The following is a 26,166-nucleotide window of genomic DNA, read 5'->3' as shown; positions in this document are numbered from 1 at the left end:
AATACAGATATTTTAATATTTTTTCTTTTTCTAAGTTCTACTATCAATATGCCTATAATAAGATAAACTTAATAAATTTACTCAACTCTCACTATAAAACCTAAAAAACTCATACTATTATTTGCTTAAAATCATTATTAAAAATAAAACCTTTTTGTTATATTAATCAACCGAATTAAAACTGATTAAAAGGAACGTTTACTTAAAAAATAGTATTAGTTATTTTGATTGGTAATTTACTGGAAAATAGTTTTAAAATGACTTTCAAAAGTCAGAAAATAAAAACTATTTACAAAGAAGAATCAATTAGAATAAAGAATTTATACTAACATTTCCCTCCACTTTAGGTTGCTACAAATGGTGAATATATGACTTTTCGCTATCTATTAGTTTTAGCTGTACCTATTTTCTGTACGGCTTGTTCCAAAAATGTTGAAGTTATTAGTACTAATATAGTAAATAAACCTGACTCTATTATCCCCTTGGAAATATGCTTTAATCAGCAATTTTCAAATCGTTTAAAAGCAAAAATAACCGTTGTTACTAAAGATAATTTAATTTTTTCTAGGCAAGATATAGCCTTATCTTTTGACCACAAAAATAAAACAAATTGCTTATCTCTAAATGCTGGAAAGTCTTTATTACCTAAAAGAGCCCCAAAAGAATTACGCATGCAAGCAAGAAATAGCTTAAAAAATGAAAATATTAAATCAATAGATATTAAATTATCCCAAAATAGTGGACCCTTTTATAACTCAGAAAACCAAATTACTGAATATTTAAAAACCTTCTAGCTTTAATAATACTTTAATCATTTTCTAAAAGATTATATGAATACTTGCAAATTTAAAAAAAATTCTGGTATATTAAAAATATTGAAATATAAAAACAAAATTTTATAGTATTAACTTACAGTAAAAAATAATTACTAATTAATGAGTTATCGGGAGGCTTATGACTAAAGAAGAGCAATTAATACTTGGCCAAGCTTACACAGCTAAAGATCATCCAATTGAAGAGTTTAGATGTGTAGAAGTAACTAAAGACTCTAACCATTACCATGCAGCTAGTAATCTTGTTGCTAAAGGTTATCTTACAACATTATTTACCGAAAACTTTTTTATTATCACGGATAATGGTATTAAGTGTTGGGGAACACAAAGTTTATCCTAAATACTAGGAAAACCTTTTAAAACAATTCTCTAACCAAGAAGCCCCAATTAAGGGGTTTCTTATCAAGATTTAATTTTATCTTGAATCGCTATTTTGTTAGTACTGTAACTATCTTACTGATTTTCCCAAATAAGGATGGTAGATTGTTTTGGTACTTTTAGATAAAAGTCTAGTCCATCTTGTATTGAGTTTGAATATAGATGTTCACCCATAGCTAACCTACGGGTATCATTTATATCCCAACCAAGTTGGTTAGCCATATGCGTTGCAACTATATCAATATCTCTAGTTATGTAAGTAAATGTCCAATCTACTGTTAGTGTATGATTCGGATAGTCTGACTCTGATAATTGTGACATTACTCTTTCATAGCCTGTCTCATTACCTTCTTGTACCCATTCATTTGGTAAACAGCCTGATAAGCAAAGCCCCTTTGGACCACGTTGTGAAGGTACTATCCACACAATAGCATTCCTTGTCCAAGAACGACAACGTTCTAGAAAATTAATAGCATCTGCTTGCGGTGCAATCATATTTGCAGCCAACACGGTATCAAAAGACTGGCTAGATAGATTATGTACTTCTTTCCAACCAGTGGGAATAACACGTGTACAATTTGGATAGGAATGTAAACGATCACACATATACGGGTCTGGCTCTATAGCAACCCAATGATTATTTTGAGCCTGTAATGATGAACCCAATTGACCACCCCCTGCTCCTACATCAAGCAAGTCCCCAATATTAACCAATGTCTGAATAATCAGAGGAGCGACAGAATCTATATAATCTGAAGAGTCAACACCTTCTGCATAAATAGCCATGGGGTTTAGTTGACAGTCAATCTGCGTCATAATTTTTAGCCACCCTCAATAATATTAATAATCAATATACATCTAACTTCATCACATCATGCTCTTACTAATAAAAGATTAACAGCAGTTCTATTAGAAGTGATAATTTACATTAATCTGAGTTTGATAAGACTTATACCTATTTTCTCCCCATACACCACCTACTTCCCCAGACAGACTCCATCTATTATTGATATTTCCCTGTACACCTATCTTAGCCTCATAACGGTTACGAGGTAGCCCATCACGCTCATTCTCACCATTAAACTTTAATTGATTCTTAGCCGTTGAGTTGATCCAATTCGCTTCTAAAAAGGGTTCCAACATAGATTTTTGGGTACCGCGACCATGTAAGCGTATACCAGTACGACTAACTAAACCACTGGCTTTATTAGCAGTAACAATTAAACCATTTTTATCACGTTGATTATCTGCATCATATAAATTATAAATAAACTGTTGTTGTGGCGTAATTAACCATTCATATTGGTTATTATTGGCAATAGAAATACCATACCCTGCTTCAACAGAGCTACTCCAAACATTACTATTATAATGATGAGTTCCAAGCTGTCCCTTGCCCTCAACCTTATTACGGAACCAGTTCATTTCAGTCCACGTATCAATATATAAGCCTGTTTGGGTATCTCTATTGGCAAAATAGGTAGCATAACCGCCCACGTTATAACCTTTTACATTACCTTCCGCTTTAGTACGGGTATTTCTAGAGGTACTGGTATTTTTATGATCGCCGTAACCCGCCATCACACCTAAATGTAAATAACCTGAATTTAACTTTAACACAGCGAGGTCACCCCCCATCTGCGCCATATAAGTACGAGAGCGATTACTTAAGGCATTGCTGGCACTACGATACCCCTCATGAGTCATCTTAGTACGAAACCATAAGAATTGTTGTTCAGCATCATCACTCGCACCCTTAGTTGCAATCAATCTGTCAAAAAGTGACATCTTAAACATTTCTGTAGCCACCGTTTGATTGCTTAGATAAGCGCCTATCGATGGGTTTAGGTTATAAGAGCTTGCATCCCAACCTGCTTTAGCCTTATTACTTAAATACCAATTATAATTAGTAAGATCATCTTCAGGTTGACTTAAAATATACTCATATCTTCCTGCTAATACAGGACTATTCAATACAAAAGCATCATTTGAACTGATACCATTCACTTCAACAATCTTAATACCATGATCAGGGTTAGTAATAAGCGCATTAATGCTATCTTGTGTCGGACGTATAGTCACCAACGTTGCACCACCTGCACCCGTCGAAACATCACCATTAATAATCAATTGATCACTTTTACCATCAACACTATCATCCTTACCTATTAATGTATTAACAATCAGCTCACCACCATCAGAAACATAATTACCATTAATAGTCAGTGTGTTACCAATATAATTACTATGTACAGCTGTATTAGCTCTAGCTGAACTATTAGTAGTTAAGTCTATAATACCTGCATTATTAAAAGTACCTACCTCAATAACTGCATGGCTTGCTGTATCGATATTGCTACCTATAAAGTTTTTATCACCAAATGCAACAGTACCTCTATTATTAAATACACCTTTACCATCAGTACCTATCGTTGAGGTTGATATTCCTTTACTGTTACCATCTGCACCAAAATCTTGTAAAGAAAATAAGCCACCTTGCTCATTATTAACCGTCACGTTACCACCGTTTAACGTAACATAACCTATAATTTTGCCTGTATTTAAAATATCAGTAGAGTTTCTGGTAGCATCACCATTAGTAATCACCGCAAGGTCATTATCAGAAGTAATGGTGCCTCCAAGGTTATTAACAGCTATATTACCTGTTGAACTGGTCAAATTAATACCTGCACCATTACTACCTCTCCCCCCCTGTATAGTAGTATCGCCCATTAGTGAAACAGTATTATCACCTGAAGCACTCACTGCCTTAATAGCTATGCCATCTGTTGAATCAGCCCTTACTAATTTTGTATTCATAATTGTTGCTGATGTTCCGCCACTATCAGCAGATACAAGATTAATGGCCGTCGCCTTACCTTGTGTTGAGCTAGCTTTAACCTCAGAGCTATTCATAACCATCACAGTAGCCGCACCATTACCATAACCTGTTGCTTGTGCAGAAATAGCGGTGGCATCACCTTTTGTAGAAGTAGCTGAGATAGCATTAGTTTGAGAGACACTCACTATAACAGAACTACTCTTTGCTCCATTAGCTGAAATAGTAGTGGTTTCACCCTCGCCAGATACTTTCAATGTATCAGCATAGTTTACTTGAATAAATGAAGTATTTGCTTGCCCATTAGATTGGGTCAGTAAGCCAATTAACTTGTTACTATCTGAACTACCTAACGACTCTATATTTAATGAAGAACGTTGAACATTATTCACATTTCCAAAATTAATAGTGGCCGCACCGCTATCAGTCACAGCCGAAGAAACACCTATTGCACTATTTGAATAAATATTGATATTTCCCTTTACATTAATCATAGAGGTAGCGGCTGTTGTGGTGGAGTCTATGCCTATATTTGATGACAAGCTAGGAGTGCTCGAGCCAGTGATAGTCATATTACCGGCATAATCAATGATAGCATCTCCTTTTGTATTACTATTAGTTGTTTTAATGCCAACTGTATTACCACCAGCGATATTAATATCACCTGTTGCTTTTACTTGAATATTACCTGTATCACCACCTTTGGCATCAGCAATAATGGCAGCACTGTTATCACCAAACACATCAATACTCTTCATAATGGCATTGATATAGTTACGGCCTCCCCCAGTATTAATACTATAGATCCCAGCTGATAATGATGTAGGATAGGCTGAGTTTGAGCCTGAATTAATACGGATACTATTTTGTTGATCATTATAAGTGACCGTTCCACCATTTTTATTGGTAGTTGATAAAGAAATACCTTTAGATCCACTAGCACCGTTGACAATAGCACCCGCTGTATCTTTTCCTATGGTAATTTGACCTGATGCTCTAATGATAGGCGCTTCAACACCATCAGCACCTGTTGCATTAACACTGATACCCGTATTACTTAATCCATTCGTTGTAATATTGCCTGAAGACTCAACATATGCAGTTGCTGCTGTTGCACTAATAACTACCCCATAATCACCATTTAATGTAACATTTCCTTGATTAATTATTTTAGCGTTATCTTTTGCAGAAATACCAACCCCTATCGCACCGTTTCCCGTCAGTGTAATATCACTATCTTGTGTTAAATCAATCTGACCACTACCACCTTTGTTTTCTACCCATACGCCTTGAGGGAAAGATGATGTATTAGTTAGCTTTATAGTAGCGCCTGATGTCACTTTGGCTAAAGAATCGGCTGTATCCGTCCTTACATAAATACCTACAATATTAGAAGATGCAGTAGCGGTAATAGACGTATTTTTATCAACCTCTACTTCAAGATTGCCATAATTATTATTGTACCTATCTGCACCATTGACCCCACCTAGACTGATAACAGCACCTTTACTTAGAGAGGTACTGCCATTAACAACTTCAGTTCCCTGAACTACTAGTTTTTTAATATTACCATCTTGGACAAGCGCTCCATTAACGGTTCCACCCTTATACGTAACCGTAGAGTTATCATCACTCACTGTAATAGTTGGTGGGGCTGCATAAATTGCAACAGAAGATGTAGCTAAAAACAAACCAGATATAAAAAAACTATACTTTTGCATAACATAACAACCAAAAATGGAATTTAATGAACACAAAGAAAACATCAGAAAAACAGGGAGGAATATAACTATTTCAACTAGTTAACGAACATTAATCTTCAAATTAAGTATCACATAAGACTTATTGCTAATACAAAAATATTCTTTACTTATTCATAAACTATTCATCATCTTAAATAGCATTTTCTAAAACTTTTCAACAAAGTATAGCGTTTAGCTTTAAGTTAAAAGATGATTTTTCCAAAAATTATGATAAAGCTAATTAGTAGAACCACTTAATTAATAATAAGCATCTTTATTTTTCTTATCTATAATTGATATTTGTATATTCTGTAATGTTATTTCCCTGCCATACAGACAGATTTTAATTAACTTATACTCTCTATTTGATAGGAACTATTACATGGTAGAAGTCATGTTTTTACAAAAAAAATATTGGGCTGAATTCTATGTGTATTCAGCACTATTATCTCCATAATAGCTTTAAGTCAAGCTTATACTCATGCTGTCTATTTGGGTGATAATAATCATATTATGACTGTTTGTAATGTCTCTGTATCCTTAAGCAAGACATTAAAAGGAATTTATTAAGTAAAAGATATACAACAAAAGATTTTAGACGATTATTTATTTTGCTTTGAACAAGATATTGTGCCTACAAAGAGGCCACAAAATGCGACCTCTTTTTTTACTGTTAATTAGTTCTTAATAACTGGACATGCCATATTACTAGGAACTACTTTAGTAAATTGTGCAATTAAATAATCAAATTTAAATTTTTGATAATTGCAGAATTTCTTACCATAATGGCCTTGAGTTTCACTCACCAAAACAACTTTGATAGGTGAGTATCCACCTTGTGAACCATATTGATATGCAGAAACTTGTGTTGATAATAATCCCACTACCATGATTAAAAGTAATTTTTTCATTACTATATCCTTTTAAATATTAAATTTATTTCATTTCGACTCCAAATAGAGTCAACGGCATTCTATGTGAATAATAATATTTATAAATCAATACCTTGGTCTTATTTACAAAGATACACCCATCAACACTTATAAATAATTTTAGCTAATAGACTACAGTCTTAATCAAATTTGATAACCACTAAGCATTTAAAAAACTCATATTTTAAAAAACCTCTAATTATACTGTTATTGGTATTTCATTAGATCATTATCAAGTACTTAATGATTATGATAAGCTAACTTTATTTCCAAATGATGTTTCCAAAATAATTGATCATGATACTCTTTCAGATTGAGTCACAATAAATGGCTTATAGCTTTTTCTATAATCCTTCTCTTATATGTTTGGTCATATAGGATTGTGCCTATGATCAACTGTTAAAAGCCAGCTGCTCTATTGACTGAGCTATACTGAACCCGAACAAGGGACTCAATGATTAACCGACACTTAATCTGCGAAGTCATTTGTTATTTTTTACCTAAAAGACCTAGTGCTTATTACTTTTGTAATATAAACAACGTATCAGCCTTAAAATTGGGTAGAAAAATTATTGTTATAATTGGCTATTTATTAATATACAAATAAATATTTGCATTTCTGCGAGTTTCCTTAATTAACTTTTATTACACTAAACATATAGATAGCATTAAAATTTAATAACATTAAAACATAATAAAAATCATATTCTTAACTACTTGATCGTATTTAAGCTCATACTATTATCATCAGTCAATACAAGACTGACGGCTTTAACAAACAGTTTCACTTATTCAATACTAGTAGCACTAAATAGTACTGTCACTGCTTTTTTTGCTATTAACCAAGCTAATACTATCTCCATAGGTATTACTTCATGCTGTTTAGCAATTTTATCTATTGCAACAAGAATAGCAAATCCACGTTCATTTAAATATTTCTCTACTCTCTGTCCACGTTTACTGTTCTTTAAATCAGCCTCACTTCTATATTTCCCTTATAAAAAGCCTGATGAACGATATTAGAATTCATCTGGCATCAACGTTTCTAGTAGATGCATTCGATCTGTAGGCAAAAGTAAATTATATTCTGCAGCGATAATTGTCCAATTGTGGGGTGTAAAGTAGATAAAATTTTCTTCTAAACCTCCACATTGAATTGTTTCTATAACTTCTAATGTTTTAGCATCAATCACATACACCTCACCGCCACAAAAGAACATAATAATTTTATTGCCCTCATAATGCCAATAGGAGTCACATAAAAGAGTAGAACGGTCTTCTAATGTATTTCTTTCTGTTAAGACATTACCACTTTTATCCAATAATTGAAAAATACACTGACGGTTTCTTCGCCCAACTAAATAGATTTTTTCACCATCAGGAGATAAAGAACTAACACAATATCTGAGATCTGTGGTAAGCGTAATAGGACCATTAGTTGTCCAGTAAAATAAAATATCCTGCAGTTCAGAAAAATAGTTTCCTGGGGCATTAAAAGTTAATAATACGGTATCTGTTGTTTGTGCTGTAGTCATACTTCTGACATCAAAACCTTTGGGAGCCTCATACCAATGCAGTAATTGTGCTGTTTCAATATCCCATATAGCTAACCCACTATTTCCTAACCAAGGAGTCTGTTGAGTTTTTAGCCATTGTTCTAATTTTTCATCAAAGAAAAGTTGATATGCTTCTTTTGCAACAAATAAGAAACTCCCCGTTTCGTCAAAAGCAATACTGTTTGTACTAAAGAAAGGACACACTATAGTTTGTAAAATATCACCCGTTGCTGTGCTCATAATCAGTATTTCAGCTTGTGCAAAACCGAATCCCTCATAATCAACCTCTACTGAATAATAAACTGCTAGTTTTTTACCATCATCTGTTAAGGCAATACTATATATAAACTCTTCCTTTTTTTTACACTCCACATTTTTATAAAGAAAAATTTGCTTTTGTGTTAATACATCCCAGACAACAACATCCGTATTGTCAATAACTAATGCAAAAAAAAGTCCATTGCGGGTAACAGCTAAATGAGTACTTCTTTTGTGATTTAATAATATGCCTCCTTGTTCTTTAATTTTACGCTCTAACTCTTTTTTACTCATCTTAGCTTCCCTTATATAACCACTTTTTAATTTATAAATCTTTTTCTAAAGAATAAAATTGCGTACTATCCAACTTATCTGTCTAGTAAGCATTTTCATATAGCCTACTATCCCATCCACACCTATCTATTAGAAAGCATTTTTACAGCTAAAACGTGTTTGCACACCCCTCTTTTCCCCTGATATTTGGAATACCATAGGCAGGTACAGCGTTCTGCTGATTGATCAATTGTTACTCGATAACTTAATTCATTATGCCTAACTTCTGCTATCACTTTATCTGGCTCTTTGCTAATAAAGGTAACGTGATTATCGTCAACTAATTGCTTAGCGTTTTTTAAACGAGGATTAAAGGCTAAAATATTTTCCATTTTAAAAGGTAATCGACGGAAATAATGCTGTTCTTGATACAAGTCGTAACCTAATAATCCCATGCTTGATAACGATTGAGTTAAGCCATCAGGATTATCTAGTGGTAATTTGATAGGTTCTAATAAACTGGGGATAAACGCTTGATTTGGACTTAATAAGGTATGAGCTTGCTCAAGCCAATCTAAAATATCAGCGCTTTCTAACAAAGGATCATTTATTAGACTATCTAATACCTTTCCCTCACCAGAAAAGCCACGGTATAAATCAGGCGAGTAAGCCAAAGTAAAGCGCATACACCCTAAGTCAGCAACAAAACAAGCACTTTGAGCGTCATCATTACTTTGAAAAATCCTTAACTCATCACAAAAAGGTAGTAATGTTGCCAATAGTTGTAAACGTTGTATGCCTCCAATACGTATTCCCTGTGCAGAGGCAATGGGAGTAAAGACAAATTTATTGGCACGGTTAATAATATAAAACTCCCCCTTCACTTGTCCCTTGGGCAAAGCTTGTAACAACTGCATACTCTGTAGTTTATTTAGCACAAAAACTGGTTTCATTTCAGCCAAACTGAGCTGTACGGTCGTCAACCCTTTAATCCAGCGGACAGGCAGTTTTACTTTTTTCTCAGTCACCTGCTCTTGTCCTGTTTCTAAAGTTACTTCATCACGACCGATACCTAAAGCGACTTTTTCATTTTTTTGAATACGGCTTAACGCATTTAAAATGGGATCATTAAAATCAACATTGGTGGTACCCTCTGCAACAAAATGCCCTTCCACGGCTGACTCCAATAAATCTAAGCGCGCATAAACACCATTACAGGAAGAAAAAGCTTCAAATCTTAATTGATCGCTACCCGCAGATACAATGGGATCTCTCAAACTCGGTGCTATAGGTAAAAAGCTAGTCCTAACTACTTTAGAAAGTAACATTAAGCATTTTGCTGTAGTGGCTGGATCAATTAAATAACCTTTAAAAAAGCTCGGTATTCTGTCTATCTCTGGCAGCTCGGCTTGGTGGGACAAGGCAATATCTGTTTGGTTATCACTATAACTAATGCGTGACGGTGTAGGGTAATTTATATGAGTATCAGTAATCATTATACCGTCCCATTTAACTGGCTAATTTTTTTGAGTAAGCTACTGAGTGACTTATGCTCTTGCCATTGTTTTAAAATAGGCAATAATTCATCACTGGGTGAAGTCTGTAAGCGTACTAGTAGATCAAAATATAGTTCTAATAGTTTTTTAAAATTATTCGGAAGCTCTGCTTTCTTTGCCATTCTCTTAAATATGATTTCAAGCCATTGCAACAACGCACTATTATGCAAAGCAGAAATATCTTTAAGTGCAGTTAATGCTTCTACTAAACGTCCTAATGGGGCATAGCCACCTCGAATAAGCATCACTAACCGTTTCGTTAGCTCCTCTAATGGAAGGCGTTGCTCTTGAATAGATTGAATAACTAACTCAATAGCCAATAAGCGAACTTCTTTTTGCTTCTTTAATAATCCACAAGCCAATACCCATAATCCATTACTACGATAAATAACTGTTAAATTAAAAGATGCTTCTAAAAACTCTCTTAAGGTATAGCCATTATAGTCAGCTTTTTCACCATTATATCTCATAATAAATAATGCAATAGATTCTTGATATTGAGGCATTAGGCTACAATAGTAACGTACATCACCAGGACTACCTAAATCAGTATAGGTTCTATCTTGATGAAATTCACCATCATAGCCTATCGCATACAAAAAACTATCCACAGCTTTTTGATAAGCAGGCAGTTTAAAAACTAATCTAATAACTTCATCTGTTATCTCTCCCTGAAAATAGCCACTAGCTTCTTTAATTAAGTTAAAGTTTGGTTGCCAAGGTTCTTGAACAAAAGGTATAGCTGATAATGCACCATTATTAAATACATCAAAAATGTGCTCAGGATAAAAAGTTCTAGCAGCGGTAGCCCAAACGCCTTCCATTAGCTGTATTTCTTTTCTATTAACTATTTCAGTCAATAAATCTACGGACTTTCTCTGCTTAATAGCTGAACTATCAGCTAGGCAAAAACGTATTAATAAAGCAAGTTCTGCACTAAGTTGCTCTGCTAAGATTAATGCTTCTTGAGTGTTTTCTCGAACCATTCTACTAATAGCAATACTTAAATCTATCTTATCAATGGGTTGTTGTTTTTCATAGGCAATTAACCGCTCCACTAATACTTTCGGATCAATCCAGTAGGGTTGATGTGTTGGTAAAGATAACAGTGGTAAGCAGTATTCTTTGTTAATACCACGACGTACATATTCCATTTGATTAAGTATAATATGAGCTGATCCCATACAATAAATATTAGTAAAATCTTTAGTAGGGTCCTCCAAGAGTGAAGCAAAACACATCCCAAAAATGTGACGAAAATAAAGCATACCTTGGATATTACCAAGCTGCTTGATATAAGGTTTAAGTTGTTTATCAGCATCCTCTGGAAAAAGGTGACGACAACACAGTAAAGTATATATTAATAACTCTGAATCAATAGGGTCGGTTGACTGAATAAAATGGCCAAATAAATAAAGTATCTCATCCCAACTAGTGGGCAAAGCAATTGTATTATCTGGCTGTAAACACTGCACATAAGGTATTTGATATTGATAGTGGCACACATCACGCGACGAAATATCATCAGGTATTGCCGATGCTAAAGAAACTAAATAATCAGCCAATTGCATTTTTAATGTACCTAATAACTGCTCCCGATACAGTTGAATTTTTTCAACAAGTGCAGTGTTTTTTACATCGCCATATTTTATAATAAATTTAGCGGCTCTTTCTTGCAGAGCAAGCTGTGGGATAACAAAAACATCAGCCACCAACAAGCATAAAATATGATGTTGACTTTGATCTTTTTTAGCTAACTTATCGAGTTCTATTATTAAAGTTTTGATGCTTCCCTTACAGTCATCACGCATCATTACCGCTGGTAGTTCATCTAAAAACGCGCTTAACTTAAAGCCTTTTTCCCATAACACTGGTTTTAATAAATCAACTGTAAAATTAATTACCGCACTTTGGTCAGACCTTAATAAACTAAATAAAATCTCTTGTAGTGTTAATGTTTCTTCTACTGTTATTTCATGTAGTTTAATTTGTTGTCGTATAAAGGTTTTTAATGTCCCATCCCAATTTTTATTTTGGATTAATAAGGTTTGTTCAAAAAAAACTATTCGCTCAATCAGTTGTTTATTCAGCATATAATTAAATACATACTGCCAAAAACTAAAATACTTCTCATCATATTTATAAATAAAAGCAATAGTGTACTCCCTATCATCATCACTGTCTTTTGAACAGAAAACGCTAGCCTGCATCTTAGTTTCATAAATAAACAATAACGGAATATCACGGCTTAACGCATATTGATCTGATAACAACCAATCAATATACTTCATATGTCTCTTTATATTCGTACTCCAACCATAATACTCGGCCACAGTGAGTGCAAATAGTTCTGGTTGATACTGTATTAACCCCTTATCCTCTAATGATCGCAATTTACGATAATTAAGCGGGGCTGTCGCCCATGGATTTCTCTTACGTATATCTAACAAATAATCATTCAACCACTGAGGTTTACGCCATTGTAAAACAGATAATGTATCTGGATCATTATGGTTAGCTAGATAATCCATCATGAGTTCCCATGATTTGGCTTCCGAAGCATCTAACAACGCTAAGGCCGTTAAATAAAGAATTTTTTCAGTAACTTCATTACCTCTTGTTCCCCACCTACTTTCAAGCGATGTATCAAATAATTTTCTAGGTTGTGCTGAAACAGGCTCTAACTGAATAACGTCCAACCAATACTTTCTGGCTTTTTTTAGATGCTTTTTAAGCTCAGTTACATGGCCTTTACTATAGGTTTGTAAAAAATCTAATAAACCTAGCAGATTATCGGTTTCTAAAATTTGATCATATAACCTAATAACTTCCTTTTTATCAACTACCTGTTTTTTATTCTCTATAGTCTGATTTGTAGTTTCTACTAAAGTTACTTCCCCAGATTCTGAATAGCCTTTTTTAATTTTTTCAGCAATCAACTTTTCTGCTTCTTTTAAACACAGTGCCTCACTAGCAAACTGCTTTGTTTTAGAAACACCTTGAGTTCCTATTTTTCCATAGGTTACAGTAAAACTATCTGCTTTCGTCTCAATGTTCCAAAACTTGCTGGAACTACCTTCCATGTATTTTAATTGTTTAATCATAATAATTTTTTTAGCAACCTATATGCTCATGAGTCAAGTTTAAATATATCTATTTTATTCATTGAGCTAGATAAAAATGGAACTGCTTCTAAGAAGCGAATGAAGAAAAGCTGTAGCAAAAACATTAACAAGGGATAAATACTCTACAAAATCAAGATAAAATAGCTTACCCCTGAATTATAATCTATAAGGAAGGGATCACAAGAAAAATTGATAAGAATTTTTAACACATAACACATACCATTTTTTTACACTAAATACCTATTTTTAATACAGTTATATAGTAAAAAAGATCAAAACCTTAGAATAAAAATTACAGAAATACCTATGTACATTCATATTCCCTCTAATTGCCCTGATTCCCCTCATATTGGAAGTTGTATAAGGTTAACTAATATTAACTTAAATATGATTCAACAAGGGATGGCTTGGTATTATCCATTTGCTAAGAAAAATGGCGGCTATGATAAAGAACAGGCTATAGCCAAACATAATAAAGTTGGTCTATGGTCTCAAAAAACCCTAGTTCCTTGGGAATATAGAAAGAGTAAAAAATAAACGAGCTTATATGGACCCTATTTATTTCAATTATTTATGGGGTTTCAGCAAGTATTTGTCGTACTTTGTCCAAGTCTTGTACATAACTAATAACTGATGGTGTTGTATTATAAGTTTGTTGTAATGTCTGACATTTAGAAACTATTTCAGACTGAACAATATCTAGCACTGTGACAGGCTCTTTTAAATTAATAACTTCAAGTACAGGTAAAGTTTTTTCTTTATCTTCCATAATTACTTCTCTTAATTAGTTTCTGCATTATATTTAAATCGTTCTAAACATGATCTTAGTAAGCTCGAACATGTATCAAAGTTTTCTTTTTGATCCATTCCTGAAGGCCATTTAGTACCATGAAGCAAGTTATTTCTAAAACGTAATATAATATATAACAATGCAGTAAGTATATCTTTAGGAGCATTACTCTCTCCTGATAAAACCTTTTTAACATATGTCTTATAATACTCAGAACTAAGTTGTAATTTTCTAAAATAGTCTGTAGTTCCACCATTTGTCTTAATATATCTATTTTTAAAATAAAGAAGTTCTGTAGTCCAAAAATTATCTATCAATGGATTACTACTACTCCATTTCTTCACTATATTCGTAATTTGATCAGATTGACTTGTGTGGGGTGGAGGATTTTTATCGAAAAAGTACTGTTCAAAGATCATCCATAAAATTGTAAAGCTATTAATAGCACGCTGAACTTCATTTTCTTCACTAAACTTAGGCTCATATTTTGCAAGAAAGTTAAATGTTTCATCATCTATTGCTTTTACTTTATGTATAACAGCTACTTTCATATTGATTCCTCTCAGTCATCCAATTAACACATAAAATACATCATTTTTTTACACTAAATACATATTTTTAATATATTTGTGTAGTATAATGGGTCAACAGTTTAGGATAAGAATTACAGGAGTACCTATGTTTGAACCTGCAAACACGAGTCATTTTAATTTCGATGTACAAGGCCTTGATTCGAGTGCAAACTTGCAAGTTTTATCGTTTGATGGCATAGAAGCGATCTCTAGTGATTATGCTGTTGAGATAATTTTAGTCTGTGATCATTTACGTTTTGATATTACTCAGTTATTAAGTAAACCTGCTTTTTTATCCTTTGATAGCAGTAAAAACACTGGTATTCATGGCATTATTCAAAACGTCAAACGAGCCGCTGTAGGTAATCATTATACTACGTTTAAAGTTGTACTTACGCCTACCCTCTCCCACCTTAAGAAACGTGTTAATCAACGGGTATTTCGTGATAAGACAGTACCAGAGATTATTAGTGTTGTTCTTTCTGAATATGGGTTAGCTGAAGGACACGATTTTTCTTTTAAGCTGAAAGAAACTTATCCTACCCTTGAGTATTGTACGCAGTACGATCAATCAGATTATGAGTTTATTAATCATTTAGCCGAATCTGTAGGGATCTTTTATTTCTTTTCTCATTCGTTATCGGGTCATCAATTAACCTTTGCTGATGCTAATCCATTCTTTTCTAGTTTGTCACAAGCAATTAAGTATGCCAGTGATACGGGGTTTGTTGCTAATGAACGGGTGATTAAGACTTTTGATATAGCTTTATCCAGTTGTACTACGGAAGTGTCTTTTAGAAATTATAATTTTGCTAATATGAAGACTCCTGAAGGTAACTCTCAAGGTATACTAAGTGATAAAGCCAATAAAGCCTTAGAACCCTTATTAGAGAGTTATGATTATCCCAGTAGACACTTAGATAAGAATAGAGCCGATCAGCTTGCTAAGATCGAAATAGAGCGTCTAAGAGCTACTCAGGTATTAGCCGAAGCCTATGGCGATGTGATTGGTTTACATGCAGGGTTATTTATTTCTATTGTTGATCATCCCCTAAAAGATACTGAACAGCCCTGGCTAATTCGTGAGATCCGTCATGCAGGTAAGCAACCTAGCGTTTTAGAAGCCTTTGGTGATGTAGGTACAGCTAATAATACTTCAGCCAGTCAATTAGATAAGTACTTTAACTACCCTGCTTCAGAATCATTACAATTTCCTTTGGAAGATTTTTCACAAGGCTATCGTAATGTCATGGTGCTTTCTCCGCGTGATGTACCTTACCGCCCTGCTAAACTTTATCCAAAACCTAAAGTATTAGGCACTCAAACAGCGATTGTGACGGGTGCAGCAGGTGAGGAGATTTATTGCGATGAATATGGTCGAGTTAAAATTCAGTGCCATTGGGACAGAGAAGGCAATTATGATGAACACTCGTCTCATTGGGTAAGGGTCGCTTCTAACTGGGCGCATAAGGGATATGGCAGCGTTATCATACCTCGTGTGGGCATGGAGGTTTTAGTGGAGTATGAGGAAGGAGACCCTGATTTTCCTATTGTGGTGGGAGCACTACATAATGGCGTGAATAAAGTCCCTTATGAGTTACCTGCTCACAAAACCCGATCGGTATTTAAAACCAGTTCGTCTCAAGGTGGTGTTGGTTCTAATGAATTTAGGATAGAAGATAAAGCTGGTGAAGAACAAATCTTTGTGCAAGCTCAGAAAGATTTTGATCAGCTGACTAAAAATAACCACACTGTACAAGTTAATAATAACTCACACCTTCAAGTAAATAATGAACATAGCGAAACGATTAAAAAGAATCGTTATACCAAGAATGAAAGTGAAGAACATCATTTAACTCAATTAGATCGTAAAACACAGATTCTAATGAATGATTATAAGACGGTAGAACAAACAGAACATACCACGATTGGGACGATATTAACGACTGAAGCAGGTCAGGAAATTCACCTGAAAGCGGGTATGCAGTGTGTCATTGATGGTGGCTTATCCTTAACACTAAAAGCAGGTGGTCAACATATAGTATTAAATCCAGCAGGTATATGGATGACTACCCCACAGTGGACAGGGGGTGTACCTATGGAAGGTTCCCCTGCTGTACCTTTAGCTCCGTTAAATAAAACCAAAGCTGTAGAAATGGTATCGGCTCCCCCTGTTTCATTACTGCCTTATGTTCAGAACTCTAATAATCTTAGATTTCAATTTAAAGATAATATGCAGAAACCTTATGCTAATACACCATACATTGCTTATTTACCTGATGGTAATACAACTCAAGGTGTCACTGATAAAGATGGATACACCAAAGTTTTTTATAGTGGGGAGGCTGATGATGTAGATGTTCATCTTATATTAGACGATAATCAAGATACAGAAGAAACAATGTTGACTAATCCTGAGATAGAACAAAAAAATAATGTTCGTTTTCAATTTTTGGATGATGAACAAAAACCTTATGCAAGTACAGAATATATCGCTTATTTTGAAGATGGTACTAGCCTAGAAGGTCTCACAGACAAAGAAGGTTGTACTAGAATATTTTATTCGGCTACAAACGAAATTGTTGATGTACATCTATGTATTGAAAAGGAAGTTTAAACAATGCAAAAAGACAATCAAAAAGGAAAAGTATCAAGCGCTCAAACAACAGTATCCTCCATAAAAAATGGAGTTAATAATGTTGTTGTTAATATTTCTAGAAATAATTCAAAAAAATTGAAGCTTATACTGCTTTTTTGGGTAGCAGAAAAAGACAATATACCTATTCCAAGATATAAAGATAAGGCTTGGTTTTCAGAGTCTGCACAAACTAGACTACAGAATATAAAGAAAGCCACCTGGTATGATGAAAAAATCCATAAAATACACTCTATACCTATTTATGCTGTTCACGAAATAGGACCCATTATAAAAAATTGGACAGAAAAGTATGGTGGTAAAGAAAAAGTAGAAACCTTAGAAATTGGCGTCTTTTCTCATTGTGGATTAGATGGTCCAATAACTTATCTTACAAAAGTAACTCCACCAAACAATGATGTATTTCCTCATCAAATGGCTATCAAAGATGGTTGGGATAGCATTGACTATAATTGGGTAAAAGTAGGAGGACGTTATGTCTTTTATGGATGTAACTCTGGAACAGATGCGAATAATGGTTTTGCTAAAAGACTAGCAACTTTAGATAATTGTGAAGGTGTAGCTATTTGGGGACAATCCACAGCATCTTATCCATCATTTTATCCAACTTACAGAGTTTCTAATGTTATCAGAGCTTCTGAGATACAAGTACCCTATGCGTTTGATATAGGACATACATATATGGTAGGGTGTGATGGCGGTAAAGGTTGGGATGCAATGAAGTTTTCTTCTAAATTGACTGGCTATTTCTTTTTATCAGACAAAGATTTAGAAAAGAATCAATATCCTAAAGCTAACCCTATGAGATGCTTCGTAAAAGGAAATATCGCAATGACTACGCACCAAGGATTTTTTAACGATCACAGACAACCTAGTATCAACTAACTTATGAAACAGATTAACAAATTTATTATTTTAGCAATTACTCTAATCTTTCTTAATGGATGTGATTTTATGAATGAAAATTCAGAACCTAGCTTTAATGTGATTGGTGATAAGCAACTTGTCGAAAAAATAACAATTAATATTCGCACTATTCAGATGGGTAAAAATTACCCTGCTTATACAGATTCTAAAACTCAAACTTTATTAAAAGATAATAAACAGTATAAAGTAAAAAACGAAGCTGATTTCTATGAAGTTTATTTCTCTTATGGTGATCAAGTTGGAATGATGCAATTTGAAAATCTATTTAAACCTCTTAATGGCAGCATGAGTGATCGAATTAATGATTTACACATTTTAGTAAAGGATAACCAAATCTATTTAAAACACTTTGCTACGACACGTTATAAAAATGAAAATAGTGGTTTTGAAACTAATAAAGGCATCACATTAGAAGAGTTTTTCGAGCAACATCCAGAAATATCAGATGACGAAAAAGAAACCTATAAAGCAAGATTTTTTAATAATTTTCCTGCTGATAAACAAGAGTTTAAAAGAGACTCTATCACTAAGGAAACTGTAGATTACTTCAAATCCAAACCGTTAAACCAAAAAAAGACCTATGGCATTTTTCCCGATGACTTAAAGAAAATGGGCTTACCACCTGAAGAATTAAAGGAAATCCTAGAATATTATGATAAAGAAAAACCTATATTCCTCAATTCAAACTAAGTTTAAGGTTTACAAGGGAGGCTAGCTTATGGGAAATGATAAAGCAAAAGACAAAAGCCAGAGTCAAGGCAAAGGGAAAATATCCACAAATCAAACAGCACCTCCACCAACTCCAAATGGAGTAAATGATGTTGTTGTAAATATTACAAGAGAAAAGCTACAACTTATTCTATTATTTTGGGTCAAAGAACGAGATCAAGGTACTATTCGTTATACAGGCAATAGTCTGTTTTCTGAGACAGTACAAACCAGGCTTAATAACATTTATAATTCAAGTTGGTATAATAAAAACAAACACAAAGTACACTGCCCTCCTATTCAAGCAATCCATGAAATAGGAACTATTGTAAAAAACTGGATAACTAAATATGGTGGTCCTGATAAAGTTGAAACATTAGAGATTGGTGTCTGTTCTCATTCAGGATTAGATGGTCCTATAAGCTATCAAACTGCTGTTAATCCACCTGCTTCAAAAGAATGGCCTCATCAGATGGCTATCACGGATGGTTGGGATGCAATTGATTTTAACTGGAAACCTTCAGGAGCTAGGTGTGTTTTTTATGGTTGTAAGTCAGGAACAGACTCAGTAGATGGTTTTGCTATCCGACTATCTAAATTGAATAATTTTAAGAATGTAGCTGTATGGGGACAAACCACATATTCTTATCCATCATTCTATCCTGATTATCGAGTAACGACCTATGCTAGAGTGGCTTCTGCACCTGGCAGTTGGAGTGTAGGGCCAACATATATGATAGCAGCTAATCGACAAGAAGCATTAAAAGCACTACAAGGTCAAGATGGAGGAGTTTTGGAGTTAACTCCCGAACAGTTAAAATCCTATCCAGCAGCAAACCCTATGAAAAGCTATAAGTCAGGTACAACTATACAAACAACGCATCAAGGTGTATTTAACGATCATAGAAAAAATAAATCTTGATGAAACGTAAAATATTAACACTTATCCTATTACTCTTTTTACTAGTATTTTGGGGTGTTCGTTATGTGATAGCAGAACCACAAATTATTACTGTCTATAAAGAAGTGGATTTACGAGAAGATTCCGTAGTAGTTATTTTGCAGAATGCTCCAACAAATCATAAAAGCATGTATGATTATTGGTTAAAAATTCAGCCTGTACTAAAAGAAAAATATCATATTGAGCTAGTTGAGGAAGCAAACTCAATTGTATTTATGGAACCAACCTATAAAGAGCCACGCCATTTTGAAAATGAATATTGCTTTAGTAAAGACATTAAAGCTGAAGCTAAATGTATAGATAAAGATCAGCTTATACTGGGTGTTAGCTATTATACTTCTAAAGATTATTTTATATTATCTTTTCATAATCCCTTTTGTATGGCTCATCATTATAAAGATACTATTCTATCACCAGACGATGATTGCTTTAAATAGAAAAACCCTCTAATAAGAGGGCTTTCTAACTTTAAGTAAAACGCCTTAAATATATCTATTTGCTTTTTACTCAGTTTCTTTGGTTGTGTAATAGGTACATCATACTTTCTTACATCCATTATGAAATCCCCATATGTATAGGAGAGATCCCTACCTACTAGGTAAGAACTTCTCCTAGTAGGTAAGTTGAATGTTTTATGTTGGTTAATAGTTATAGTGTTCGCTCAAACTCATTGATTGTTCTACATAATGCTTCAATGTTTTCAACCGTTGGGCTATAACCTTTACCTTGAAAAAATATACAAAACCGATCTTCACTAGGATGATTCACATTCGTGTATTCATCATAAACTAATGCCTCCCTAAGTGCTTCTCTGTTTTCTACTTGGACTAAATGACATTCGATGTATGTCTTTAGTCTTTCTCTTTGGTCTACATTCATAAATGCTGCCATTTCATTAGTAGTCATTTTACCTTCAACACTTGAATAAGCATCAAACATTAACTCTAATGTATCTTCAACATCAGGAATAAGACCTGTATCTACCAAAAATGGATAGAGTCTTTGTGCAATATGAGCACCATCTAGTTGACACAGTGTGTAGTAGAGTTTATTTTTCATAAACACCCCCTAATCTGCATAGGATACATAAAGTACTATGAAATCAGGCTTATGCTCCTTAATCACCATAAAGTTTGGAATATAATCACTGATTATCTTCCAAATAGCTTCATAGTACTTAAGGGCATGATCACCTAATGTTTCAGCACTTTCTCGTAGATACCCTGTCTCAATAATATGAGTACTGGATACACCACAACTGTAATCAACTAACTGCTCACAAATACAATCGGTATCAATTTCTTTTATCCTATTTACTACTTCAATAGGAACTGACAAAGTATAAGTATTAGCTACTACATTGCCTTGTAAGTAATTAAGATTATAATTACTAATGGTTTCATTAAGATCTTCTAATTCTTCAGTAGAAGGATCTAAATAGGTTATTCCTGCAAAGCTAATGTTAAACCTATCATTACTAGAATCTTCCTTAGAGAAGTTTTCCTCTATTCTTAGAAGTTTTTTAGCTTGCTCATAGTTGAGTGTAGGAATGCTATTTAATAAAATTTTTCGTACACGCTCTATAAACACCCTATTTAGCTTGTGACCATATTCTGATAAGTTACCTGCATTATCTTTAAATAACGCTATAACTTCATCTTCTTCAGGTAAACTACCCTCAAGTTGAATATACTCATAAAGACTATCTGCAATAGGTGAATAGCCAGTCTCTGTTAATGCCACAATGACACGACTCATAATTAAATCTCCAAATAAATACTAGTTAATTTGGAGAAACACCATTCCCACTGAGGAATGATGCTTCCCCAATGGGTGGTGTTTTAGGACTTAGTTAGCTTTTACGTTAATCACAATAAATTCAGCATTAAAAGGATGTGTCACAGAATCCTCTCTTAATCTCCCCATATAAGGGCGTATTAAGCTATGAAGCTGAGACAGCTTTTCAAAACTTATTTGTTGTGACTTCCATAATTGTCTAATGAGTCCTTGGTGCAATATATACGTTTCATATTCCCTCTTATCCGTTGGTTCAACTGCTGTTTGATAAAGGAAGGTATTTAATCCCTCTATTGCTAACAATGAATCAATCAACTGATTAGGAGCTTTTAATGAAAACGTTACTTTTCTCGTAAGGTTATTAGCTAAATAATCTCGCTCATAGTTTTGTAATGAATGAAAAAAGTCATCTAATACAGCATGATCTACATAGTCTAAACTTCTATCTAAAAATCGAATAACAAACTGATCTTGAGTAGAGTCCTCTTGTAGATCCTCCTGTAGTATTAGCATGGCACGTATTTTTTCTCTGTTTTCCTGAGATACCGCATTTAATAAGGCTTCTCTGGTACATTCTAAGAATACGTGATTTAGCTGATTACCTATTTCATTAAAATCATTTACTGCAAAGAAAGCTAATAAAGCAGTAACCAATAAAAAAGTTGAAGATGATGTTAATTTTGATGAGTTAGATAATGCAAATAATACCGCTACTGTAGATGCCCTATCCCCCGCCCCATTGAATTTGTCTATAACTGATGCAGATAATGATACTGATGATATTTTATCATTGTTTGATATGGATACTAATGAAGTAACCATTGATGATCCTGTAATAGAAAGTGGTTCTATTCAAGATACAGAGGAAAATACAGCAGAAGTTAGTTTATTTAATAATACCTATGCTGAAGTATTTGAATTAAGTGTAGCTAATCAATCTGCACCAGTTATAGATATAAACTCATCTAAACTGACCTTTAGTTTTGATACTCCCCTTTCTAAAACAGCATTAGGTGAGAAGTTTATTGAATGGTTAAAACACCGTATTAGTCAGCATAAACTTAAAATCAATGATAAAGATGCTAAATTGCATATTATTCAAGGTAAATTATTTATTGTCTCCCCTAGTATCTTTCAACGTTTCTATAACGAATACCCTGAATTAGCAAAAGTCATTGATAACACTAAAAAAGAGCATTGGAAAGTGATTCAGAGTAGTTTTGAAAAGCTTAAATTACATAGTAAAAAGAAGAATGATTTAAATATATGGCAATGTACTGTATCAGCCCCCCGTAAGAAAGGACAGATCATTAAGGGATATTTATTAGAACCTTCTCTATTCTTTAAGGAATTTACACCCCATGAGAATCCTTTTATTGAACTTGAAAAGGAGGATGAATAGGTGAAATGTTCTTGTAAAGGAGGTAAAAATAGAGCTATAAGTCTTTTGATAATATACAAAAATCACTTTTACAATCAAGTAGAATATTTTCATTTACATGTAATATTTTTCTTACATTACAGGTATAAAAATAGTATAGTAAATCCATCAAAAAAGCTGGTAGTCAATCAACATCAAGGAGGGCAATATGATCAAGAAGAACGATGCTCCCTATCTCTATTTATTCAAAATAGAATTTTCACAGACAAACTATACCCTGTAGATACATGGTTGGATAAAGCAGGTAGTAGGCTATCTCTTTTTAATGGAAGTATGCAACGAGACAGGCCAAGGAAAACGGGTAAGGATACCAAACGTCAGCTACTCAAGAAATACTGCCTTATCTGTCAATCCACCGATTTGACATGGTCGTTAAATTGGAGGCATTGCTATGACTTTTTCTAACATTTTAACCTATCAAACACTGCTTGAAAGCTATCTTGCTACTCGTATTATTAGGTCTACTACTGAGAATAGTTACAGAGCAAGTATTAGAAAGCTTGAAAGTGGTTTAGCGAGTTATTGTGCTGATCACTGGATTGAGTTTGACTCTGATGCAAACAGTCTTAGCCCATCATTAGTAGCGAAATGGCGAACGTATGAGCTAGTCAATGGGCTATCTGCTAACAGTGGGAATACACATGTTAGGCATTTAAAAGCTATTTTTAATCATGCCATTGATACGGGTATATTAACAATGGATCGCAATCCCTTTTATAAGATGGCGATTACTTCGCCTAGCAAAAGGAAAAAGACTCTTTCATTACACCAAGTAACACAAGCTAGACTATTTTTAGCAGGTGCCCAACTGGATGAGGAGAAAGGCAAAGATATAGGAAAACTGCATCCTGTATGGTTCTGGCAAACAGTATTTGAAACTTTTTACTATACGGGTATGAGACGTAATCAACTGATCCATTTGAGAGTGGGCGACGTTCATTTGAAGAAACAGTTGATCAAGATCCGTATTGAGGGTTCTAAAACATGGCGTGAGTATGAGATACCCATTAGTGATCAATTACTGCCCCATTTAGGAAAACTGTTATGGCGAGCAAGCTTGTTGCACTTTAAAGCAGAGGATCAGCTGTTTAATGTGAATCGCTTTAGTGATCACAAAAACTCTCGTATGAGCAAAGTGATGCAAGCAGATCGGGTTTCTAATGTGTTTGAGTATATATCAAAGCGAATTGGTATACAGATAACACCTCATCGCTTTCGACATACGCTAGGTACAGATTTAATGAAGGAGCCTGAACGTAATTTACATTTAGTAAAAGAATTATTAGGTCACACTAATATCAAGACAACACTTGAATATGTGGAAGCTGACTTAAATTCTATTAAAACATTACTTGATCACAGAGGTTAGCATAAGACCGATTAATAGGAGGATTGAGAAGATTGAAATAGCATTATTAACGAGACATGTTTAATAACTTATTAATTAAATAAACACTGTAAAAAGAAAAACGCCTACAGAAATATCTTGATAAATTTCTGTAGGCGTTATATTCTGAAAGAGTATGTAACCAAATTGAGATACTTTACATACAGTTTCGCTAAACATAATGGACGGCAATCCATAATGTTAAAAGTGGTGGGTCGTATAGGATTCGAACCTATGACCAACTGGTTAAAAGCCAGCTGCTCTACCGACTGAGCTAACGACCCAAATTCTTTTGAATTTGGTCGGAGTAGAGAGACTCGAACTCCCGACATCCTGCTCCCAAAGCAGGCGCGCTACCAACTGCGCTATACTCCGATAAATTTGGCTCCGCGACCTGGGCTCGAACCAGGGACCCAATGATTAACAGTCATTTGATCTGGGAAGTCATTTGGTCTAGGAGTTAGAAAAAATTGTACAAGTCTTTGTATTTAATATTTTTTATTTATTAATACAGAGACACGAGCCATGAACAACTCAGCAAATTCAAGCACTCATAGTGCAAAAGTTATATCTATTGTTTCAACAAAAGGTGGGGTAGGTAAAACTACTACTGCTGCCAATCTCGGAGCATTTATTGCTGACTCAGGTAAAAAAGTTTTACTTGTTGATCTTGATACCCAACCTACCCTATCAAGTTATTTCAACCTAGAACTAACAAAAGACAAAGGTACCATTGAGTTTATAGGTCAAAACAATCGCAATCTTGATGAAATTGTTTCTAAAACAACATTGCCTAACTTAGATATTATTATCTCCAATGATCACCAAAACTTATTAAATAAGTTACTCTCTGATGCCCCTGGTGGTGAGCTTAAATTATATAATCTATTACCTATTTTTCGTCCCCACTATGATGTCATACTTTTTGATACTCAAGGTGCGAGATCAACCACTTTAAAAATGAGTATTATTGCCTCTGATCTAGCTATCTCCCCTGTTCCACCAGAAATGTTAGCAGCTAGAGAGTTTAGTCGTGGCACTATCCAACTTTTCATAGAGCTAATTGAAGCCTATTCATTATTAGGTATTCATATTCCTCAAGTACAACTTCTTATCAATCGTGCTGATTATGGCTCTAACGACTCTAAAATCATTGCTGAAGGCTTGAGATCCACTTTCAAAACTAATCCTTTAGTTAAAGTATTAGAAACCTATATACCTGCCATCGCTACCTATCGCAAAGCAGCTACTGTACAAGAACCTGCCCACCGCTATGAGACTAAACGTCCTCAAGGTAGAGTTGCCCCTGCTGCTTTGGATAGTTTAAAAAACCTTGCTTGTGAAGTGTTTCCAGAGTGGCAAGAAGATTTTAATAAATTAACACCAGATATGTTAGAAACTATCTTCCAAAAAAGGATAGCGCAATCAGTTTAGG

General features: G+C 34.1%; 22 protein-coding genes and 2 tRNA genes. 11 read left to right on the top strand and 13 right to left on the bottom strand.

The window, feature by feature from the left end; translation table 11 throughout:
• The first annotated feature begins 368 nt into the window (after positions 1-368).
• Complete coding sequence (locus tag ACQVD9_RS08455; RefSeq protein ID WP_264745609.1) at positions 369-794, top strand: hypothetical protein; 426 nt, start codon at positions 369-371, stop codon at positions 792-794.
• Between the two features lie 160 nt (positions 795-954).
• Positions 955-1,173 carry a hypothetical protein gene (locus ACQVD9_RS08450; RefSeq protein ID WP_264745608.1) on the top strand — a complete coding sequence of 73 codons (219 nt, stop codon included), beginning with the start codon at positions 955-957 and terminating at the stop codon, positions 1,171-1,173.
• Positions 1,174-1,286: 113 nt separating this feature from the next.
• Here the strand turns inward: ACQVD9_RS08450 and ACQVD9_RS08445 are convergent, their stop codons facing one another.
• From ACQVD9_RS08445 to ACQVD9_RS08420, 6 genes are all read right to left on the bottom strand, one after another.
• Positions 1,287-2,027: a class I SAM-dependent methyltransferase gene (locus ACQVD9_RS08445; protein ID WP_264745607.1), complete on the bottom strand. Its 741-nt coding sequence runs from the start codon at positions 2,025-2,027 to the stop codon at positions 1,287-1,289.
• 93 nt (positions 2,028-2,120) lie between these two features.
• A complete protein-coding gene (locus ACQVD9_RS08440) occupies positions 2,121-5,771 on the bottom strand; it encodes an autotransporter outer membrane beta-barrel domain-containing protein (protein WP_264745606.1) in 3,651 nt (1,216 codons plus the stop codon).
• Between the two features lie 698 nt (positions 5,772-6,469).
• On the bottom strand, positions 6,470-6,703 hold the full coding sequence (locus ACQVD9_RS08435) for a hypothetical protein (protein ID WP_264745605.1): 234 nt from the start codon (positions 6,701-6,703) through the stop codon (positions 6,470-6,472).
• A 1,040-nt stretch (positions 6,704-7,743) separates the two neighbouring features.
• Entirely contained in the window at positions 7,744-8,832 is a 1,089-nt protein-coding gene (locus tag ACQVD9_RS08430) for a WD40 repeat domain-containing protein (protein WP_264745604.1), read from the bottom strand.
• 122 nt (positions 8,833-8,954) lie between these two features.
• Positions 8,955-10,307 carry an SWIM zinc finger family protein gene (locus ACQVD9_RS08425; protein WP_264745603.1) on the bottom strand — a complete coding sequence of 451 codons (1,353 nt, stop codon included), beginning with the start codon at positions 10,305-10,307 and terminating at the stop codon, positions 8,955-8,957.
• Positions 10,307-13,471 carry a WGR domain-containing protein gene (locus tag ACQVD9_RS08420; RefSeq protein ID WP_264745602.1) on the bottom strand — a complete coding sequence of 1,055 codons (3,165 nt, stop codon included), beginning with the start codon at positions 13,469-13,471 and terminating at the stop codon, positions 10,307-10,309. The genes ACQVD9_RS08425 and ACQVD9_RS08420 overlap by 1 nt, the downstream gene beginning before the upstream one ends.
• A 327-nt stretch (positions 13,472-13,798) precedes the next feature.
• On the opposite strand from ACQVD9_RS08420, the gene ACQVD9_RS08415 reads away from it, so the two are divergent.
• Positions 13,799-14,029, top strand: coding sequence for a thermonuclease family protein (locus ACQVD9_RS08415; protein ID WP_264745601.1), 231 nt, complete (start codon positions 13,799-13,801; stop codon positions 14,027-14,029).
• 34 nt (positions 14,030-14,063) lie between these two features.
• Here the strand turns inward: ACQVD9_RS08415 and ACQVD9_RS08410 are convergent, their stop codons facing one another.
• On the bottom strand, positions 14,064-14,261 hold the full coding sequence (locus ACQVD9_RS08410; RefSeq protein ID WP_264745600.1) for a hypothetical protein: 198 nt from the start codon (positions 14,259-14,261) through the stop codon (positions 14,064-14,066).
• A gap of 11 nt (positions 14,262-14,272) precedes the next feature.
• Entirely contained in the window at positions 14,273-14,833 is a 561-nt protein-coding gene (locus tag ACQVD9_RS08405; protein WP_264745599.1) for a hypothetical protein, read from the bottom strand.
• A gap of 127 nt (positions 14,834-14,960) precedes the next feature.
• Between ACQVD9_RS08405 and ACQVD9_RS08400 the strand changes: the two genes are divergently transcribed.
• From ACQVD9_RS08400 to ACQVD9_RS08380, 5 genes are all read left to right on the top strand, one after another.
• Positions 14,961-17,471, top strand: coding sequence for a type VI secretion system Vgr family protein (locus ACQVD9_RS08400; protein ID WP_492088755.1), 2,511 nt, complete (start codon positions 14,961-14,963; stop codon positions 17,469-17,471).
• A gap of 3 nt (positions 17,472-17,474) precedes the next feature.
• Positions 17,475-18,395, top strand: coding sequence for a hypothetical protein (locus ACQVD9_RS08395; RefSeq protein ID WP_264745597.1), 921 nt, complete (start codon positions 17,475-17,477; stop codon positions 18,393-18,395).
• 69 nt (positions 18,396-18,464) lie between these two features.
• A complete protein-coding gene (locus tag ACQVD9_RS08390) occupies positions 18,465-19,127 on the top strand; it encodes a hypothetical protein (protein WP_264745596.1) in 663 nt (220 codons plus the stop codon).
• A 28-nt stretch (positions 19,128-19,155) separates the two neighbouring features.
• The gene (locus ACQVD9_RS08385) at positions 19,156-20,067 is read left to right on the top strand and encodes a hypothetical protein (protein WP_264745595.1); all 912 of its coding nucleotides are present in this window, start codon (positions 19,156-19,158) and stop codon (positions 20,065-20,067) included.
• A complete protein-coding gene (locus ACQVD9_RS08380) occupies positions 20,067-20,543 on the top strand; it encodes a DUF943 family protein (RefSeq protein WP_264745594.1) in 477 nt (158 codons plus the stop codon). The genes ACQVD9_RS08385 and ACQVD9_RS08380 overlap by 1 nt, the downstream gene beginning before the upstream one ends.
• A 211-nt stretch (positions 20,544-20,754) precedes the next feature.
• On the opposite strand, the gene ACQVD9_RS08375 is transcribed toward ACQVD9_RS08380, so the two are convergent.
• The 3 genes from ACQVD9_RS08375 to ACQVD9_RS08365 all read right to left on the bottom strand — a co-directional run bounded on the left by ACQVD9_RS08375 (position 20,755) and on the right by ACQVD9_RS08365 (position 22,725).
• Positions 20,755-21,165 carry a hypothetical protein gene (locus tag ACQVD9_RS08375; protein WP_264745593.1) on the bottom strand — a complete coding sequence of 137 codons (411 nt, stop codon included), beginning with the start codon at positions 21,163-21,165 and terminating at the stop codon, positions 20,755-20,757.
• A gap of 9 nt (positions 21,166-21,174) precedes the next feature.
• On the bottom strand, positions 21,175-21,864 hold the full coding sequence (locus ACQVD9_RS08370) for a hypothetical protein (protein ID WP_264745592.1): 690 nt from the start codon (positions 21,862-21,864) through the stop codon (positions 21,175-21,177).
• A gap of 90 nt (positions 21,865-21,954) precedes the next feature.
• Positions 21,955-22,725, bottom strand: a complete 771-nt coding sequence (locus ACQVD9_RS08365) for a hypothetical protein (protein WP_264745591.1) — start codon at positions 22,723-22,725, stop codon at positions 21,955-21,957.
• Here ACQVD9_RS08365 and ACQVD9_RS08360 point away from each other — a divergent pair.
• Both ACQVD9_RS08360 and ACQVD9_RS08355 read left to right on the top strand, forming a co-directional pair.
• A complete protein-coding gene (locus tag ACQVD9_RS08360) occupies positions 22,703-23,305 on the top strand; it encodes a conjugal transfer nickase/helicase domain-containing protein (protein WP_264745590.1) in 603 nt (200 codons plus the stop codon). The two genes, ACQVD9_RS08365 and ACQVD9_RS08360, sit on opposite strands and share 23 nt — an antisense overlap.
• Before the next feature lie 430 nt (positions 23,306-23,735).
• A complete protein-coding gene (locus ACQVD9_RS08355) occupies positions 23,736-24,713 on the top strand; it encodes a tyrosine-type recombinase/integrase (RefSeq protein ID WP_264745589.1) in 978 nt (325 codons plus the stop codon).
• Between the two features lie 226 nt (positions 24,714-24,939).
• Here ACQVD9_RS08355 and ACQVD9_RS08350 read toward each other — a convergent pair.
• A tRNA-Lys gene (locus ACQVD9_RS08350) sits at positions 24,940-25,015 on the bottom strand.
• A 15-nt stretch (positions 25,016-25,030) separates the two neighbouring features.
• Positions 25,031-25,106: transfer RNA gene (locus ACQVD9_RS08345), tRNA-Pro, on the bottom strand.
• Positions 25,107-25,256: 150 nt separating this feature from the next.
• Here ACQVD9_RS08345 and ACQVD9_RS08340 point away from each other — a divergent pair.
• Positions 25,257-26,165: a ParA family protein gene (locus tag ACQVD9_RS08340; RefSeq protein WP_264745588.1), complete on the top strand. Its 909-nt coding sequence runs from the start codon at positions 25,257-25,259 to the stop codon at positions 26,163-26,165.
• Position 26,166: the final 1 nt, after the last annotated feature.

The sequence above is a fragment of the Entomomonas sp. E7T21 genome, from assembly GCF_058693955.1.
The sequence above is the reverse complement of the archived record's forward strand: the minus strand, read 5'-3'. Positions and strand labels throughout refer to the sequence as shown.

Bases quoted from the DNA above. Each gene is read 5' to 3' on its own strand.
- ACQVD9_RS08435 (WP_264745605.1), bottom strand. From the start codon at position 6,703: ATGAAAAAATTACTTTTAATCATGGTAGTGGGATTATTATCAACACAA.
- ACQVD9_RS08385 (WP_264745595.1), top strand. From the start codon at position 19,156: ATGGGAAATGATAAAGCAAAAGACAAAAGCCAGAGTCAAGGCAAAGGG.
- ACQVD9_RS08450 (WP_264745608.1), top strand. From the start codon at position 955: ATGACTAAAGAAGAGCAATTAATACTTGGCCAAGCTTACACAGCTAAA.
- ACQVD9_RS08370 (WP_264745592.1), bottom strand. From the start codon at position 21,864: ATGAGTCGTGTCATTGTGGCATTAACAGAGACTGGCTATTCACCTATT.
- ACQVD9_RS08380 (WP_264745594.1), top strand. From the start codon at position 20,067: ATGAAACGTAAAATATTAACACTTATCCTATTACTCTTTTTACTAGTA.
- ACQVD9_RS08375 (WP_264745593.1), bottom strand. From the start codon at position 21,165: ATGAAAAATAAACTCTACTACACACTGTGTCAACTAGATGGTGCTCAT.
- ACQVD9_RS08390 (WP_264745596.1), top strand. From the start codon at position 18,465: ATGAATGAAAATTCAGAACCTAGCTTTAATGTGATTGGTGATAAGCAA.
- ACQVD9_RS08410 (WP_264745600.1), bottom strand. From the start codon at position 14,261: ATGGAAGATAAAGAAAAAACTTTACCTGTACTTGAAGTTATTAATTTA.
- ACQVD9_RS08420 (WP_264745602.1), bottom strand. From the start codon at position 13,471: ATGATTAAACAATTAAAATACATGGAAGGTAGTTCCAGCAAGTTTTGG.
- ACQVD9_RS08360 (WP_264745590.1), top strand. From the start codon at position 22,703: ATGGATACTAATGAAGTAACCATTGATGATCCTGTAATAGAAAGTGGT.
- ACQVD9_RS08430 (WP_264745604.1), bottom strand. From the start codon at position 8,832: ATGAGTAAAAAAGAGTTAGAGCGTAAAATTAAAGAACAAGGAGGCATA.
- ACQVD9_RS08405 (WP_264745599.1), bottom strand. From the start codon at position 14,833: ATGAAAGTAGCTGTTATACATAAAGTAAAAGCAATAGATGATGAAACA.
- ACQVD9_RS08415 (WP_264745601.1), top strand. From the start codon at position 13,799: ATGTACATTCATATTCCCTCTAATTGCCCTGATTCCCCTCATATTGGA.
- ACQVD9_RS08440 (WP_264745606.1), bottom strand. From the start codon at position 5,771: ATGCAAAAGTATAGTTTTTTTATATCTGGTTTGTTTTTAGCTACATCT.
- ACQVD9_RS08445 (WP_264745607.1), bottom strand. From the start codon at position 2,027: ATGACGCAGATTGACTGTCAACTAAACCCCATGGCTATTTATGCAGAA.
- ACQVD9_RS08355 (WP_264745589.1), top strand. From the start codon at position 23,736: ATGACTTTTTCTAACATTTTAACCTATCAAACACTGCTTGAAAGCTAT.
- ACQVD9_RS08455 (WP_264745609.1), top strand. From the start codon at position 369: ATGACTTTTCGCTATCTATTAGTTTTAGCTGTACCTATTTTCTGTACG.
- ACQVD9_RS08365 (WP_264745591.1), bottom strand. From the start codon at position 22,725: ATGGTTACTTCATTAGTATCCATATCAAACAATGATAAAATATCATCA.
- ACQVD9_RS08400 (WP_492088755.1), top strand. From the start codon at position 14,961: ATGTTTGAACCTGCAAACACGAGTCATTTTAATTTCGATGTACAAGGC.
- ACQVD9_RS08340 (WP_264745588.1), top strand. From the start codon at position 25,257: ATGAACAACTCAGCAAATTCAAGCACTCATAGTGCAAAAGTTATATCT.
- ACQVD9_RS08395 (WP_264745597.1), top strand. From the start codon at position 17,475: ATGCAAAAAGACAATCAAAAAGGAAAAGTATCAAGCGCTCAAACAACA.
- ACQVD9_RS08425 (WP_264745603.1), bottom strand. From the start codon at position 10,307: ATGATTACTGATACTCATATAAATTACCCTACACCGTCACGCATTAGT.